Here is a 15,403-nt window from a genome sequence, read left to right as displayed (position 1 = left end):
CAAAAGGACTTTGATTATTTATAATTTTTAATAGAATTTTCTAAAATTTCACTTGCTTTTTCAATACCTGCAAATTCTTTTACTTTTACCCATTTGTTTGGCTCAAGCATTTTATATGTTTCAAAGAAATTTTTGATTTTATCTAGGCTTGCTTTTGGTAAATCATCTAAACATTTAATATTACCATATCTTGGATCTATTTTACTTACAGGAACAGCAAGTAATTTTTCATCCATACCGCTTTCATCTTCCATTAATAATACCCCTATTAAACGACAAGGAATCACAGCTCCTGCTTGGATAGGGTATTCATTTAATACTAAAATATCAATAGGATCGCCATCATCTGCAAGAGTATTTGGTATAAAACCATAGTTTGCTGGATAAAACATAGCTGAATACATCACGCGATCAACCATGATGGCTCCGCTTTCTTTGTCAAGTTCGTATTTAATGTTTGATCCATAAGGAATTTCAATAACTGCATTAAGTTTATTTGGTACTTCTCCAACTTTGATTTTGCTAATATCCATTTTTTATCCTTTATTTTAATAAATCATTGATTAAATTTTTCATATCAGCTACGATAGCTTCAATACTTCTTTCACCATTGATTACATGGTGGATATTTTCTTTAGTATAAAAATTTGTTATTTCTTCTAAAGGTTCTAAATAAACTTTCATTCTATTATTAAAAACTTCTTCGTTATCATCAGCACCTCTAGCACGCCCTAAAACTCTTTCTCTAGCAACTTCTTCGCTAACTTTAACTTCTATCACACCTTTTAAAATTACTTCACTTTGATTTTTTAATACCTTATCAAACTCAAGCATTTGTTCAACACTTCTTGGATAACCATCTATTAATATAGTATTAGTTGGTGCATTTTTTAAAGCAGTGATGATAGTATTAACTACCACTTCCAAAGGAACCAAATTTCCTTTAGAAATAAAACTATCAATAGTCTTTCCAAGTTCGCTTCCACTAGCCACTTCTGCTCTTAGCAAATCACCTGTAGAATAATGAGTAATGCTCGCATCATCTGTAGCTATGATGCTTGCATCGGTTGTTTTACCACTACCTGGTGCACCTATGATTAAAAATAATTGTTTCATTTAGTATTCTCCCTTAATCTTATACCTAGTTCTCTCATTTGTTCATTGCTTACTTCGCTTGGAGCTTGAGTCATAAGACATTGCGCTCTTTGTGTTTTAGGAAATGCTATAACTTCTCTAATACTTGAAGATTTTGTTAAAAGCATGATAAGTCTATCAAGGCCTATTGCTATACCACCATGTGGTGGTGCTCCAAAACTTAATGCATCAAGTAAGAAGCCAAATTTCTTTCTTTGTTCTTCTTCATCAATATTTAAAAGCTTAAATACTTTTTGTTGGATAGGACTTTTGTGAATTCTTATACTACCGCCACCTAATTCTATACCATTTAACACTACATCATGTGCAATAGAATTAATTTCTTCTAAGTCTTGCTCATCAATATTTTTTGGCATAGTAAATGGATGGTGCATTGCAGAATAGCTTCCATCATCATTTTGCTCAAACATAGGAAAATCAATAACCCACAAGAATTCTAATTTATCCTCATCGATAATTTTCATTTCATCAGCAAGGAATAATCTAAATCTGCCCATATAATCAAGCACAGTTTTTTTAATCCCTGCACCAAAAAATACTACATCACCAACTTCTAATTCACATCTTTGGATTAAAGCATTTAAGTCCTCTTCGCTAAAGAATTTACAAAGTGGGCCTTTAGGACCATCTTCTTTCATTTGTATAAATGCAAGCCCTGCTGCTCCAAATTTACGCACAAATTCTTCAAATCTTTGCATTTGGCGTTTAGAAAAAATCGTATCGCCTTTTGGAACTCTTAAAGCTTTAATACGATTTTTCTTCGTGTCTTTTGCAATATTTGCAAAAATTTCATTATTTGATTTTGCAAAAATATCAATCACATCAATAAATTTCATATCAAATCTTAAATCAGGCTTATCAGAGCCATAATTTTCCATAGCTTCTTTATAACTCATTTGTCTAAAAGGTATGCTAATTTCTTTTCCGCAAGCTTTGAAAATATCTTTAAGTAAATTTTCTGCCATGGCTATGATATCTTTTTGCTCACAAAAACTCATTTCTATGTCTATTTGAGTAAATTCAGGTTGACGATCTGCTCTTAAATCCTCATCTCTAAAACATTTTGCAATTTGAAAATATCTATCAAATCCTGAACACATTAAAAGTTGTTTGAAAAGTTGAGGGCTTTGAGGTAGGGCATAAAATTCACCTTGATGTACGCGTGATGGTACTAAATAATCCCTTGCGCCTTCTGGGGTAGCTTTGGTTAAAATAGGGGTTTCAACTTCTAAAAATCCCATTTTTGCTAAAGAATTTCTTGTTGCTATACAAGCAGTTGATCTTAGAGCAAAATTATCATAAAGTTTTTTGCTTCTTAAATCTAAAAATCTATATTTCAATCTTAATTCTTCATTTACACTTTCATCGCCTATAGCAAAAGGTACTACAGCACTTTCATTTTCAATAGTAAGTTTATTTATAACAACTTCTATTTCTCCGGTTTTTAATTTTGGATTTACAAGTCCTTCACCGCGTGGGCGAATTTTTCCTTGTGCTATTAAAACATATTCATTTCTTACTGATGAAGCTATATTATGTGCTTCTTGATTATCTGCTGGATCACATACTAATTGTATAAGTCCGCTACGATCTCTAAGATCGATAAAAATTACACCTCCATGATCACGGTAAGAATTTACCCAACCACATAATGTTACTTCCTCGCCAACATTTTGTATGTTAAGCTCTGTATTATAATGAGTTCTCAAAATTTTTCCTTAGCTTAATTTTGTTCAATTTTGTTATTATAGTATTTTATTCTTTTGCTTAGCTAAGTTTTGTTATAATTTTTTTATGAAAAAATGTATAAATATAGAAAAAATTCAAAAAGTAGGCTTATTTTGCAGGTTAAATACAAATTTAAATGAGCAAATTGCTTTTTTAAAAACAATTTTTTTGCAAAAAAATATAGAGCTTGTGTTATTAGATCAGAAAAAAAATAATCTTAAAGATTTACAGAAATTAGATTTTTTAATTTCTCTAGGTGGGGACGGCACGCTTTTGTCTTTATGTAGGCAAGCTTATCAAGCAAAAAAGCCTATTTTAGGGATAAATGCAGGAAATTTAGGTTTTTTAACTGCTTTTTCTTTTAATGAAGTAGAAAGTTTTTTTAAAGAGTTTTTTAAAAATGATTTTAAAATAGAAAAAGCTAAAATGCTTCAAATAATGCTTTGTAAAAAGAATAAAATCATTAAAAAATTTGCTTTTAATGACGCGGTTTTTTCTCGCGATAATGCTTTAATGGCAAATGTGGAAGTTTTTTTTGAAAATAAACTTTTTAATGCTTATTATGGAGATGGTTTAATCATAGCTAGTTCAAGTGGTTCAACTGCTTATAATATTAGTGCAGGTGGACCTATAGTACATCCTTGGAGTGAAATTTTTGTTCTAACTCCGGTTTGTTCTCATTCTCTAACTCAAAGGCCTATAGTTTTGCCTTATGGTTTTGAGCTTGAATTAAAAGTTGAGCATTGTTTATTGTATTTAGATGGGCAAGAAGTGGTTGATCCTAAAGAATATGATAGAATTCTTATAGGGCTTAGCAAGAAAGAACTTAGTTTTATACATAAAAAAGATAGAGATTATTTCCAAGTTTTAAAAGAAAAGTTAAATTGGGGTAAGTGATGATAGAAAGTATTTTAATCAAAGAAAATTTAGGTTTTAAACAAGCAAAATTAGACTTAGAAGCGGGACTTACTGTCTTTACTGGTTTAAGTGGTGCTGGAAAGTCTGTGCTTTTTAAGGCCATTTTGGCAGCTTTTGCTTTAAGTGAGAGTGAAGCTAAAATGGTGGAAGTTTTATTAAACGATGAGCTTGAATTAGATGAGTTTGGCATTGAAAATGAAGAATTAAATGTATTTAAACTTTTAAAAGATAAAAGCTCGCGTTATTTTGTCAATAATCAACTTATTTCAAAAAAGAATTTAGCCTTACTTTCTAAGAAATTTGTAAAATATCTTTCAGCTAAGGAAAATAATGAGTTTTCAAATGAAAGATTTTTAAACTTACTTGATTTTATGCAATCAAAAGAAGATAAGAAATTTAAAGATTTTTTAAATGAATATAAAAATGTTTATAAAGAATATATAGAAAATAAAATTAAATTAGAAAAAATTCAAGAAGAAGAAAAAAAGGTAGAAGAATTAAAAGAATTTACAAGCTTTGAAATACAAAAAATCCAAAGTATCAACCCAAAAATAGGCGAATTTGATGAGTTGATGAGTTTAAAAAAAAGGCTTTCTAAAAAAGACAAAATTGATGCAGCTTGGAACAGGGCAAGCAAAATTTTTGAATTAGAATCAGCAGTGATTGAAGCTTTGCAAATTAGTGATGTTGATAGTTCATTTTTTTCAGAGTGTTTAAATGAACTAAGGGTGGTGTGGGAAAATCAAAGTTTTGATGATTTTGATTTTGATATAGAAGAAGTGCTTGATAGGATAGAAAAACTTTCTTCTTTGATTTCAAAATATGGAAGTATAGAAGAAGCTTTAGAAGCTTTAGAGAAGAAAAAAGCAGAATTAGCTCATTATGAAAATTTAAGTTTTGAAAAAAAAGAATTAGAAGAGAAAGTGCAAAATGCTAAAATACTTTTAGATGAGAAAAGCCAAAAATTAAGTACTTTGCGCAAAAAAAGATTAAAAGAGCTTGAGAAATTACTTAATTTTTATCTTGAAAAACTTTATATGAAAGAGATTAAATTAGAGCTTAAAGATTGTGCTTTGAGTATTTTAGGTAAAGATGAAGTGAATTTAAATATAAATGAAGCTAGTTTGAAAAATTTAAGCTCAGGTGAGATAAATCGTTTAAGACTTTCTTTTATCGCAACTGAATGTAATGTTACTAATAAAGCTAGCGGGATAATATTTTTAGATGAAATTGATGCAAATTTAAGTGGTAAAGAAGCAATGAGTATAGCTGAAGTTTTAAAAGAGCTTGCTAAGTTTTATCAAATTTTTGCAATTTCACACTTACCACAGCTTTCATCAAAAGCAAGCAATCACCTCCTAGTAGAAAAAATAGGAAATGAAAGTAAGGTAAGAAAGATAGAAAAAGAAGAAAGAGTAAAAGAACTTGCTAGAATGGTAAGCGGGGAAAATATTACCCAAGAAGCTTTAGAATTTACTAGAACTTTGCTTTAAAAACAAAAAGTAAATTTCAATATGATATAATTAGTTTTTTAAAATTATTTAAAGAGAGTGTTTTACCATGGAAGAAAAAATTTTAATCATTGATGATAATAAAATGCTAACTAAACTTTTAGCAAAAAAAGTAGAAAATACTTTAGGATTAAAGGTAGATGTTGCTTTTGATATGAATAGTGCAAAAGATTTATTGAAAAATGATTATTTTATGGCTTTTGTAGATCTTTGTTTACCAGATGCTCCTAATGGTGAAGTGGTTGATGTAGTTTTAGAAAAAAATATCCCCGCTATTGTTCTTACGGGAAGTAATGACGGACAAACTCGTAAAAAATTTATGGAAAAAGATATTATTAATTATATTCAAAAAGAAAGTGAAGATTGTATTAATGAAATGTTAAATTCTATTAGAATGCTTCAAAAAAATAATAAAACTAAGATAATTTTAGCAATTGCAAATGTAACTTTACGCGCAGAAATGAAGAAAAACTTAAACAATCAGCTTTTTAATGTTTTAGCAGCAGCTCATGGAGAAGAGGCACTAAGTTATTTAAGTGATCATCCTGATACAAAATTAGTAATTTGCGATGCTACTATGCCGGTAATTAATGGGGAAGATTTACTTGTAGAAATTCGCTCAAAATATTCTAAAATAGAACTTGGTGTGATTATGGTTGGGGATAAAGATGATGCATTAGAAGCAAGAGCTTTTAGAAAAGGTGTGAATGATTATGTGATTAGACCTTTCCAAAAAGAATCACTTAATTGTAGAGTAAATAATTGTTTAGATTATATGCAAAAATGTGTTTTGCTAGATGAGTATAGTTTAGGTAAAGATTTATTAACAGGACTTGATGATTATGCTACTTTTGAAAAAAGATTTTTAGATTATTTAGAAGATATGCAAGAAAATGAAGAAATGGCGTTGGCTTTGATTGATATTGATAATCTTGCAACAATTAATTATGAATTAAGTTATGATTGCGGTGATGGAGTGATAAAATATACAGCCGAAAAGATTAAAGATCAAATTCGTGGTATGGATTTAGCTACTAGAATTGAAGATGGTAAATTCTACATTGCTTTAAAAAATATAAGCAATAAAGAGGCTTTAAAAGCTTTTTCAAATATAAGAGTTAATATTTCCAAAGAAAGTGTTTTGATAGCTTTAGATGAGGTTGATTATAGCATCTCTGTGGGGGTTGCTTTTGGTAGCAAAGGAAGCCAAATGCAAGATTTGCTCAATAAAGCACAAAAGGCATTAGATTTAGCTAAGGCTAATGGAAAAAATAGGGTAGAGGTATGTTTTTAGATTGTGATTTTAGCGAAAAAATCATAGATACTCATTGTCATCTAGATAGTCAAGCTTATTTTGGATATTTAGATGAGATGTTAACGCATGCATTTGAAAATGGTGTAGATAAAATCATTATACCAGGTGCAGATATAAAAGATCTACCAAGAGCAAGAGAGATAGCACATACTTATGATAATGTGTATTTTTCTTGTGGGGTGCATCCTTATGATATAGATGATTTTGATTTAGAAGTTTTAAAAGAATTTATAGATGATAAAAAATGTATCGCAGTGGGTGAGTGTGGGCTTGATTATTATCGTTTAAATACTAATGATGATACTGTCAAAACAAGACAAAAAGAAGTTTTTATAGCTCAAATACAACTAGCTATTGAATATAAAAAGCCATTGATTGTGCATGTGCGTGAAGCTAATGAAGACAGCTTTAATATTCTAAAAACATACTCAAAAGAATTACAAGGCGGTGTTTTGCATTGCTTTAATGCAAGCGAGCTTTTACTTCAACTAGCAGATGAAGGATTTTATTTTGGTATAGGCGGGGTTTTAACTTTTAAAAATGCAAAAAAATTAGTGGAAATTTTATCTAAAATTCCAAAAGATAAACTTGTTTTGGAAACAGATGGGCCTTATTTAACTCCAGAACCACATCGTGGTAAAGTAAATGATCCTATTTTAACGCATTTTGTAGCACAAAAAATATCTGATCTTTTAAAATTATCTAAAGTTGAAGTAGTAAAACTTACGAATTTAAATGCTAATCGTTTGTTTTTTCAAGGTTTATAATGAAAAAAAACTTTATATTTTTTATATTAGTATTATTATGTTTAAATGCTAAAGCCTTGCAGGTAACTCCTGAATATTATACTCAGCAAGCTCAAATTCTAAGAAATTTAGACATAGAAGCAAGCTATCTTAGTGATATGTTATTTTTAGAATTTAAAGAATCTTCTTTAAATATGCATTCTAAAACTTTAGTTGATACCATGAGAGAATTTTATAAAATCACTCCAATTATCCGTAAAATTTTAGAAAAAGAAAATATTCCTCAAGAATTTTTATATTTGGCAATTGTAGAATCTGGTTTAAAAATTCATAGTGTTTCTAGAACTAAAGCAGTAGGTGTTTGGCAGTTTATGAAGCCAACAGCACAAACTTTAGGTTTAAGAATAGATCCTTATGTTGATGAGAGAAGAGATTTAGTCAAATCAACTTATGCAGCCATTGCTTATTTAAAGCAATTAAAAGAGCAGTTTGGAAAATGGTATTTAGCAATTTTAGCTTATAATTGTGGTGATGGTAAATTACGCCAAGCTATAAAAAAAGCAAAAAGTGATGATTTAAGAATCTTGCTTGATCCTGATAAGAAATATTTACCATTGGAAACTAGAATTTTTATTAGAAAAATTCTTACTATGGCATTTTTGGCTAATAATAATGATTTTTTGATTTCACAAGATAGTGCTTTGCTTAATTATGCTCTATCGAGTGAAGTTAAAAAAATACCTGTTCCACCAAGTGTTTCTTTAAGAGAGCTTGCTAAAGTAGCTAAGATGTCTTATAATGAATTTAAGCGTTATAATCCACATTTTAATTATGACTTTACTCCGCCTGATAAAAAAGATTATTATATGTATATTCCTTTAAGTAAAAGTGTGGCTGTGGAAAATGCATTAGAGAATGTAAAGCTAGCTAAAGTGGATACAACTATTCCGCATACAAAAATTTATATAGTAAAAAAGGGTGATAGTCTTTATACTATTGCAAAAAAACATAAAATTAGTGTTGAAAGCATTAAAGAATATAATAAAATCAAAGGAAACTTGATTAATATTAATCAAAAACTTGTGTTAAAAATTAAGGAGAATAACAATGCAAAAATCAAAACTACTCAAAAATTACCAAAAAACTCTCATACAAAAGTCGTTAGTCGTTAGTTGTGTAGGGGTTTTATTTAGTGCTTGTAGTATGGTGCCTATTAGCACACCTACTGTGTATTATCCAGAAAGAGATTTTAAAAGTATAAAGCATAATAATACAGGCTTAAAAGGCACTATGAAACCTTATACTATTAATGGTAAAACATATTATCCAACCGTAGTAGAAGTAGGTGAGACTGCTGATGGTATAGCTAGTTGGTATGGACCGGGCTTTCATGGTAAAAAAACTTCCAATGGTGAAACTTATGATCAACATGCTTATACAGCAGCTCATAAAACTTTACCTATGAATACTATAGTAAAGGTAACTAATTTAAAAAATCATCGTCAAACTACCGTAAGAATAAATGATAGAGGACCTTTTGTAGCAGGTAGGATTATAGATTTATCTAATATGGCCGCAAGAGATATTGATATGATTCAAGCAGGAACGGCTCCTGTAAGACTTGAAGTAATTGGTTTTGGAACAAGTGCAAATTCAGGTTCAGTGCATACTAATTCTAATTTAGGTAGCAGCGGGGAGATTGCTGATAGTGGCCATATTTTCCAAGGTGGAGCTTTTATGGTGCAAATTGGGGCATTTAGAAATAAAAGTGGCGCAGAGTTAATAGCAAGTAGATATAAAAATTATAATTCTTATACTTCAACAATACAAACAAGTGCTAAAGATGGTTTACATAGAGTATTTTTAAAAGGCTTTAGAAGCGAGCAAGAAGCAAGGGATTTTGTTGATGGTGGTTCTTTTCCCGGTGCGTTTATAGTAAGAGAGTAAAATTATGATAGAGCTTATTTTTTTAGATGTAGATGGTTGTCTAACAGATGGTAAAATCATCTACACACAAAATTATGGTGAAATTAAAGAGTTTAATGTAAAAGATGGTGCAGCAATTGAGGCTTGGCAAAAGCTTGGCAAAAAAGTTGCTATTATTACAGGCAGGACTAGCGAGTGTGTATATTTTAGAGCTAGAGATTTAAAAATTGATCTAGTATATCAAGGTATTAGTGATAAATTAACTTGTGCTAAAGAAATTTTAGAAAAATTAAATTTAGACTTTTCTCAATGTGCTGCTATTGGGGATTATTATAATGATATGAGCTTACTTGAAGCAGTTGCTTATAGTTTTAAGCCAAAAGATGCGCATAAGGCTTTAAAAACTGATAAAGTTTTAAACAGAAAAGGTGGTAATGGAGCAGTGAGTGAGATGATAGAAATTTTAATTGAACATAATAATATGCAAGCTCAATGGGATAAACTTTGGCGATAAAAATTTTTGCTATATTAATGAGTTTATTTGCCTTTGTTATGGTGATTTTAAGTACTCAAGATCCTTATTTGTTTGCAATAAAACCGCAAAAGGTAGATGTGGCAAATATGCAAGCTTTTGATGTGCTTGATTATGAGCTTAATACATCTGTTACAAAAGCTAGCTATCAAGCAAGTCGTTGGGTAAAATACCAAGATAAAGATATTTTTGATGATTTTAAAGTGCAAGCACTTGATTATAATTTAAGTTCGGATTTATTAGTAAGAAATGATGAAAAATCCATTTTAGAAGGTAATGTAAGTTATTTTGATCAAAATCAAACTTCTATTTTTACTCAAAAAGCAATTTATGATATGAAAAATAAAATTTTATTTTCCAATGAAAAATTTAAGGCATATATAGGGTTAAATGAGGTTTTTGGGGATAATTTTTTATATGATGTGAGTCAAAAAGAATTAAAAATTCAAGGAATAAAAGCATGGTTTTTAGAGCAATAATTTTTTTGTGTTTGTTAAATTTATTTGCATTTAGTGCTCAAAAAATAGAAGTTTATGCTAAAGATTTTTATTTGGATGAGAAAAATGAAACGAGCATATTAACCGGTGATGTGGAAGTAAAAAAAGGTAAAGATATTTTAAATTCGCAAAAATTAGTCATTTATATGAAAAATAAACAACCCATTAAGTATATAGCTACTAAAGATGCTAAATTTAAAATTATGATGAAAGATAAGATTTATCATGGAAGTGGTGATGAGTTTGTTTATAATGTAGCTAAAGATACATATGAAATTAATGGTAATGCAAAAATTATAGAAGTGCAGTCAAAAAAAGAGCTTATAGGTGATAAAATCATAGTAGATAGAAAAAATATGACTTATAGAGTAGTTAGTAATGATAAAAAACCTGCTAAATTTGTATTTGAAGTAAAAGAATGATATTAAATGCTAAATTTTTAACTTCTGCTTCTAAAATAAATGAAGCTCCACAGCCTATATATACCGAAATTGCATTTTTAGGCCGCTCTAATGTAGGAAAAAGTTCTTTGATTAATACTCTTTGTAAGAATAAAAATTTAGCAAAAAGTTCTTCAACTCCGGGCAAAACCCAACTCATTAATTTTTTTGAAGTTGATTGTAAAAAAGATGAAGATAAATTTAAATTGATGTTTATTGATTTACCTGGTTTTGGCTATGCTAAAGTGAGCAAAAAAACTAAGGCTATTTGGAATAAAAATTTAGATGAGTTTTTAAAAGAGCGTAGTTCTATCAAGCTTTTTATTCATCTAATAGATTCAAGACATGAAAATTTAGATATTGATGCAAATTTGGATTTGTATTTAGATTCTTTTATTAGAGCTGATCAAAAAAAAATAATAGTTTATACAAAAGCAGATAAGCTCAATCAAAGTCAAAAAGCAAAAATTTTAAATGTAAATAAAAATGCCATTTTAGTTTCAAATTTGAAAAAAAGTGGTATTGATAAATTAGAACAAAAAATTATTTTAGAGAGCTTAGGTTTTAATGAGGAGTAGAAATTTAGTAAAAAATAGATTTGATTTTTCTTATTTATTTTTTTATTTATCTTTGATTTTTTATCAAGTGCTAAGCTCTGTTTATTATTGGATGCCTCCTTTGTTTGGCGTGTTTTTTTGTTATATGATAGTGCTTTTAAAAGAAAAAGAAAGAACTCTTAATAAGCTTGATTTTAGATGGTATTTTTCTTTGTTTTATCTTTTATTAATTGATATTATCCATGGATTTTATCTTTTTAGTTCTTGGATAGCTTTTTTTGTTTTTTATCATCTTTTTGTTGATTGGTTTAAAAGCAAATTAAAACTAGGCCATTATTTACTCGTTATATTTACCTTTTGTGCTTATATTTTTATCTATCTTTTTGATATATTTTTGGCGTATTTAGATAATAGTCAAATTTTAAAATTTGGTATTGAATATCTGTGGTTTTTTGTCGTTGAAGCTTTGATTTCTTTTGTTATTTTTAAAGGGAAAATCTAATATGCGTATGCGTTTGGTGATGGGATTTATAGCTTGTTTTTTTATACTTTTACTTGCTAGAGTGTATTATATAAGCATTAAATCTAATGTTTATTATGAAGAAATAGCTAAACAAAATGCTATTAAAACGCAATTTTTAGCACCTGTAAGAGGGCAAATTTTAGATGTTAAAGGTAGGCCCTTAGCAGTAAATAAATTAGGTTTTTCAATCTCTATAAAGCCATATTTGTATATAAAAAAGAAAAACAGAAATCTTTTAGAGCAGGAATTGCAAATTATAGTAGATGCTTTTCCTGATTTAAACATAACTAAATTAAAACGAAATTATATAAAAGCAGATTCTTATTATAATCAAGATTATATAGAAGTAGTTCCATTTATAGAATATGATGCTATGATTAAGCATTTTACTAAGCTTAATTTGCGTGAAAATATGCAAGTTAAATCTACTACTCAAAGATTTTATCCTTATGATGCTTTAGCTAGCCATGTTATAGGTTATGTTGGAAAAGCAAATTTAAACGATATGAATGAAAATGAAATTGCAAGATTAACTAGCTATGTAGGGCGTAGCGGTATAGAGCGTTCTTATAATGAAATTTTGCAAGGTCAAAAGGGTGAAAAGGTTAGCAAAGTAAATGCGTTAAATAAAGAAATAGAAGAACTTTCTTATAAAAAACCTACTTCAAGTAATATCACTTTAAGCATTGATCTTGATTTGCAAGAATACTTGGCTAGTATTTTTGAAAATTTAGCAGGCGCTGCTATAGTAATGGATGTAAAAAGTGGAGCTATTTTAGCAGCGGGTAGTTTTCCTGAATATAATCTCAATCCTTTTGTTACCGGTATTAGTCAAGAAGAATGGGATAAACTTTCTAATGATTTAAACCATCCTTTTACTAATAAACTCATTAATGGTCTTTATCCTCCAGGTTCAGTTATAAAAATGGGAACAGCTTTAGCATTTTTAGATAGTGGAAAAGTGAATGAAAATCATAAATATTTGTGTGATTCTAACTTTGAACTTGGTGGTAGAAAATTTAGATGTTGGAAGGCTATAGGTCATGGTTATGTAGATATGACAGATGCTATTAGAGAAAGCTGTGATGTATATTTTTATAAAGGAGCTTTGGAGGTTGGTATTGACATTATTAGTTCTGTTTTTGAAAGAATAGGTTTTGGTACAAAAACAGGAGTAGATTTACCTAATGAATTTATAGGAACAGTTCCTAATAGAATTTGGAAAAAAGAAAAATACAATCAACCTTGGTATCAAGGTGAAACTTTAAATACAAGCATAGGTCAAGGTGATTTTCTTGCTACTCCTATGCAAGTGGCTAAATTTACAGCTATGATTGCTACGGCTAAAAATATCACACCGCATTTTTTATATAGTATTGATGATAATGTTACTAAGGTAAATTTTGACAATAATGAAAGTGTTTTTACGACTTTTGAATTATCAAAACTTCCACTTTTAAGGCGTGCGATGTATGAGGTGGCCAATGTTGATGGTGGAACTACAGCAAGATTTTTAAGAAATTCTCCTATTACTATAGCAGCCAAGACAGGAACAGCTCAAGTAGTTGGAATTTCCCAAAGTGAAAAAAAGCGTATTAAAGAAGAGGATTTAGAGTATTTTTTAAGATCTCATGCTTGGATTACTTCTTATGCGCCTTATGAAAAACCTCAATATGTAGTAGTAGTTTTAATCGAACATGGAAAAAGTGGTAGTAGCGCAGGCGGACCTGTACTTGCTAAAATTTATCAAAAACTTATAGATTTGGGTTATATTGATAAAAAATATATTAAGAAAAAAGCTAAATGATTAGCATTCCATCGCCATAAGAATAAAAACGATATTTGTTTTTTATAGCTTCATGGTAAAGTTCTAAAGTTTTTTCTCTGCCTATAAAAGAAGCCACAAGCATAATAAGAGTTGATTTTGGTAAGTGAAAATTAGTGAGTAAAAAATCAAGTCTTTGCGGGGTATTTTGTGGGTGTAAAAACAAATCACAAAAACCTTCTTTTAATTTTTTTCTATGATAATACTCTATACAACGAGTAACTGTGGTGCCTACACCAAGTATTTTTTTAGAAGAATTAATCAAAGCACAAGTTTCATCATCAACATAGAAAAATTCTGAATGCATTTTATGCTCGCGTATATCTTCGCATTCTACACCTTTAAAAGTTCCTGCGCCAACGTGTAGTGTGATAGTATGGATATTATGATTTTTTTTAAGTTCTTTTATCATTGCTTCATCAAAGTGCAAGCTTGCAGTGGGTGCAGCAACCGCACCTTGATTTTTGGCAAAAATGCTTTGATAGTTAATGTTATCTTGTGCTTCATCTGCTCTTTTAATATATGGTGGTAAAGGTATATGGCCTATTTTTTCTAAAATTTCAAAAACTTCATGATGATTGAATTTTTTTTCATCATTAAAAAACTCTACTTCTCTTGTGCCATCATCGTGTAATTTTTTGATTTTAGCTTTTAAAGAATTTTCAAAATATAAAATTTGTCCTTCTTTAACCTTGCCACGAATTTGAACCAAAAAATCATTATTTTTTAAAGGGTGATTAATGAAAAGTTCTATTTTGCTACCACTTTCTTTAAATCCATAAATTCTTGCTTTTATTACTTTAGTGTCATTAAAGATGATTTCACAAGGTGGTAAAATTTTAGCTAAGTCCTTAAAATGTAAATGTAAAATTTGATCTTTACATCTTTCATAAACTAAAAGTTTAGCATTCTCCTTGGGTAAAATAGGAAAATTTGCTATAAGTTCATTAGGTAAATTATAATCATAACTAGAAAGCAAAAGATCTTTATCAATCGTTTTCATCATTTTCTTTTTGACTAGGATTAACTTTTTTGGCTATGTAAATAGAAATTCCATAAAGCCCGCACAAAGGAACGGCCATTAAAAATTGTGAGATTATATCAGGTGGTGTCATCATAGCTGAAAAAACAAAAATTACTAAAACTGAAACTCTAAAGTGTTTTTTTAAAAATGCATCATCAATAAGTCCAAGTTTGGCAAAGAAAAAGGTTATCACAGGCATTTCAAACGCTAAGCCAAAGGCAACTACAAGTTTAGTAAAAAATCCCACATACAAGCCTATGCTGATTAAAGGTTTAAAATCTTGAGTTTGCACCCCAAAATCAATTAAAAATTTAAAAGCTAAAGGTATGACTATATAATAACAAAACAAAGCTCCAAGCGCAAACATAATGCTAGCAAAGCTTACAAAAGGCACTACTAATCTTTTTTCATTATCATAAAGTCCTGGTGCTACGAATTTCCAAAACTGCCAAAAAATAACCGGTAAAGAAATCAAAAAAGCTGTAAAAAATGAAACTTTCATTGCAGTAAATAAAGGCTCTTGTAATTCAACGAAAGTCATTTGTTTTGAAATTTCAGGTAAGGCTGCTTCAACGGGTGCTTTTAGTATATCTATGATATAACTATTAAAACTAAAGCATACAAAAAACATTACAACAACACAAGCTACGCTTATAAATAATCTTTTTCTAAGTTCTACTAAATGCGGTTTTAATTCTTCAAACAT

General features: G+C 29.2%; 17 protein-coding genes. 12 read left to right on the top strand and 5 right to left on the bottom strand.

The genetic code is table 11. From position 1 onward, the window contains the following. Positions 1 to 14 precede the first annotated feature (14 nt). Genes ppa through aspS form a run of 3 tightly spaced genes read right to left on the bottom strand, consistent with a single transcriptional unit; the run spans position 15 to position 2,864 of the window. Positions 15 to 533, bottom strand: coding sequence for an inorganic diphosphatase (gene ppa / locus L8Y18_RS01380; RefSeq protein ID WP_263664866.1), 519 nt, complete (start codon positions 531 to 533; stop codon positions 15 to 17). 10 nt (positions 534 to 543) lie between these two features. Next, positions 544 to 1,116, bottom strand: coding sequence for an adenylate kinase (locus tag L8Y18_RS01375; protein ID WP_220566653.1), 573 nt, complete (start codon positions 1,114 to 1,116; stop codon positions 544 to 546). Beyond that, positions 1,113 to 2,864: an aspartate--tRNA ligase gene (aspS, locus tag L8Y18_RS01370; protein WP_263664865.1), complete on the bottom strand. Its 1,752-nt coding sequence runs from the start codon at positions 2,862 to 2,864 to the stop codon at positions 1,113 to 1,115. The genes L8Y18_RS01375 and aspS overlap by 4 nt, the downstream gene beginning before the upstream one ends. Positions 2,865 to 2,949: 85 nt before the next feature. On the opposite strand from aspS, the gene L8Y18_RS01365 reads away from it, so the two are divergent. The 12 genes from L8Y18_RS01365 (at position 2,950) to mrdA (ending at position 13,655) form a co-directional block, all read left to right on the top strand. Next, positions 2,950 to 3,780 (top strand): NAD(+)/NADH kinase, encoded by an 831-nt coding sequence (locus L8Y18_RS01365; protein WP_263660276.1) that lies wholly within the window; start codon positions 2,950 to 2,952, stop codon positions 3,778 to 3,780. Beyond that, positions 3,780 to 5,294, top strand: coding sequence for an AAA family ATPase (locus L8Y18_RS01360; RefSeq protein ID WP_263676116.1), 1,515 nt, complete (start codon positions 3,780 to 3,782; stop codon positions 5,292 to 5,294). The genes L8Y18_RS01365 and L8Y18_RS01360 overlap by 1 nt, the downstream gene beginning before the upstream one ends. 67 nt (positions 5,295 to 5,361) lie before the next feature. Continuing rightward, positions 5,362 to 6,606, top strand: coding sequence for a diguanylate cyclase (locus L8Y18_RS01355; RefSeq protein WP_263664863.1), 1,245 nt, complete (start codon positions 5,362 to 5,364; stop codon positions 6,604 to 6,606). After that, positions 6,597 to 7,394: a TatD family hydrolase gene (locus L8Y18_RS01350; protein WP_263676114.1), complete on the top strand. Its 798-nt coding sequence runs from the start codon at positions 6,597 to 6,599 to the stop codon at positions 7,392 to 7,394. Before L8Y18_RS01355 ends, L8Y18_RS01350 begins: the two co-directional genes overlap by 10 nt. Next, the gene (locus L8Y18_RS01345) at positions 7,394 to 8,545 is read left to right on the top strand and encodes a lytic transglycosylase domain-containing protein (RefSeq protein ID WP_133319213.1); all 1,152 of its coding nucleotides are present in this window, start codon (positions 7,394 to 7,396) and stop codon (positions 8,543 to 8,545) included. Before L8Y18_RS01350 ends, L8Y18_RS01345 begins: the two co-directional genes overlap by 1 nt. After that, positions 8,481 to 9,320 carry a septal ring lytic transglycosylase RlpA family protein gene (locus L8Y18_RS01340; protein ID WP_133319212.1) on the top strand — a complete coding sequence of 280 codons (840 nt, stop codon included), beginning with the start codon at positions 8,481 to 8,483 and terminating at the stop codon, positions 9,318 to 9,320. Before L8Y18_RS01345 ends, L8Y18_RS01340 begins: the two co-directional genes overlap by 65 nt. A gap of 4 nt (positions 9,321 to 9,324) precedes the next feature. Then, on the top strand, positions 9,325 to 9,813 hold the full coding sequence (locus tag L8Y18_RS01335) for an HAD hydrolase family protein (protein ID WP_133319211.1): 489 nt from the start codon (positions 9,325 to 9,327) through the stop codon (positions 9,811 to 9,813). Then, positions 9,804 to 10,310 (top strand): hypothetical protein, encoded by a 507-nt coding sequence (locus L8Y18_RS01330; RefSeq protein ID WP_133319210.1) that lies wholly within the window; start codon positions 9,804 to 9,806, stop codon positions 10,308 to 10,310. The genes L8Y18_RS01335 and L8Y18_RS01330 overlap by 10 nt, the downstream gene beginning before the upstream one ends. Further along, a complete protein-coding gene (lptA, locus tag L8Y18_RS01325) occupies positions 10,292 to 10,750 on the top strand; it encodes a lipopolysaccharide transport periplasmic protein LptA (protein ID WP_263662395.1) in 459 nt (152 codons plus the stop codon). The genes L8Y18_RS01330 and lptA overlap by 19 nt, the downstream gene beginning before the upstream one ends. Further along, on the top strand, positions 10,747 to 11,346 hold the full coding sequence (gene yihA / locus L8Y18_RS01320) for a ribosome biogenesis GTP-binding protein YihA/YsxC (RefSeq protein WP_133319208.1): 600 nt from the start codon (positions 10,747 to 10,749) through the stop codon (positions 11,344 to 11,346). Before lptA ends, yihA begins: the two co-directional genes overlap by 4 nt. Further along, positions 11,336 to 11,827, top strand: a complete 492-nt coding sequence (locus L8Y18_RS01315) for a hypothetical protein (RefSeq protein WP_263662396.1) — start codon at positions 11,336 to 11,338, stop codon at positions 11,825 to 11,827. The genes yihA and L8Y18_RS01315 overlap by 11 nt, the downstream gene beginning before the upstream one ends. Position 11,828: 1 nt before the next feature. Beyond that, entirely contained in the window at positions 11,829 to 13,655 is a 1,827-nt protein-coding gene (gene mrdA, locus L8Y18_RS01310) for a penicillin-binding protein 2 (RefSeq protein ID WP_263676113.1), read from the top strand. Here mrdA and queA read toward each other — a convergent pair. Together queA and tatC are read right to left on the bottom strand one after the other, a co-directional pair. Further along, positions 13,648 to 14,676 carry a tRNA preQ1(34) S-adenosylmethionine ribosyltransferase-isomerase QueA gene (queA, locus tag L8Y18_RS01305; protein ID WP_263676111.1) on the bottom strand — a complete coding sequence of 343 codons (1,029 nt, stop codon included), beginning with the start codon at positions 14,674 to 14,676 and terminating at the stop codon, positions 13,648 to 13,650. The genes mrdA and queA overlap by 8 nt on opposite strands. Beyond that, positions 14,663 to 15,403: a twin-arginine translocase subunit TatC gene (tatC, locus tag L8Y18_RS01300; protein ID WP_133319204.1), complete on the bottom strand. Its 741-nt coding sequence runs from the start codon at positions 15,401 to 15,403 to the stop codon at positions 14,663 to 14,665. Before tatC ends, queA begins: the two co-directional genes overlap by 14 nt.

It is taken from the genome of Campylobacter sp. CNRCH_2007_0968H, assembly GCF_025773245.1.
In the GTDB taxonomy this organism is placed as follows: Bacteria; Campylobacterota; Campylobacteria; order Campylobacterales; family Campylobacteraceae; genus Campylobacter_D; species Campylobacter_D lari_D.
This window is presented reverse-complemented; position numbering and strand designations above follow the sequence as displayed.

Bases quoted from the DNA above. Each gene is read 5' to 3' on its own strand.
- L8Y18_RS01335 (WP_133319211.1), top strand. From the start codon at position 9,325: ATGATAGAGCTTATTTTTTTAGATGTAGATGGTTGTCTAACAGATGGT.
- L8Y18_RS01355 (WP_263664863.1), top strand. From the start codon at position 5,362: ATGGAAGAAAAAATTTTAATCATTGATGATAATAAAATGCTAACTAAA.
- tatC (WP_133319204.1), bottom strand. From the start codon at position 15,403: ATGTTTGAAGAATTAAAACCGCATTTAGTAGAACTTAGAAAAAGATTA.
- L8Y18_RS01365 (WP_263660276.1), top strand. From the start codon at position 2,950: ATGAAAAAATGTATAAATATAGAAAAAATTCAAAAAGTAGGCTTATTT.
- mrdA (WP_263676113.1), top strand. From the start codon at position 11,829: ATGCGTATGCGTTTGGTGATGGGATTTATAGCTTGTTTTTTTATACTT.
- yihA (WP_133319208.1), top strand. From the start codon at position 10,747: ATGATATTAAATGCTAAATTTTTAACTTCTGCTTCTAAAATAAATGAA.
- ppa (WP_263664866.1), bottom strand. From the start codon at position 533: ATGGATATTAGCAAAATCAAAGTTGGAGAAGTACCAAATAAACTTAAT.
- L8Y18_RS01315 (WP_263662396.1), top strand. From the start codon at position 11,336: ATGAGGAGTAGAAATTTAGTAAAAAATAGATTTGATTTTTCTTATTTA.
- L8Y18_RS01375 (WP_220566653.1), bottom strand. From the start codon at position 1,116: ATGAAACAATTATTTTTAATCATAGGTGCACCAGGTAGTGGTAAAACA.
- queA (WP_263676111.1), bottom strand. From the start codon at position 14,676: ATGAAAACGATTGATAAAGATCTTTTGCTTTCTAGTTATGATTATAAT.
- lptA (WP_263662395.1), top strand. From the start codon at position 10,292: ATGGTTTTTAGAGCAATAATTTTTTTGTGTTTGTTAAATTTATTTGCA.
- L8Y18_RS01360 (WP_263676116.1), top strand. From the start codon at position 3,780: ATGATAGAAAGTATTTTAATCAAAGAAAATTTAGGTTTTAAACAAGCA.
- L8Y18_RS01345 (WP_133319213.1), top strand. From the start codon at position 7,394: ATGAAAAAAAACTTTATATTTTTTATATTAGTATTATTATGTTTAAAT.
- L8Y18_RS01350 (WP_263676114.1), top strand. From the start codon at position 6,597: ATGTTTTTAGATTGTGATTTTAGCGAAAAAATCATAGATACTCATTGT.
- L8Y18_RS01340 (WP_133319212.1), top strand. From the start codon at position 8,481: ATGCAAAAATCAAAACTACTCAAAAATTACCAAAAAACTCTCATACAA.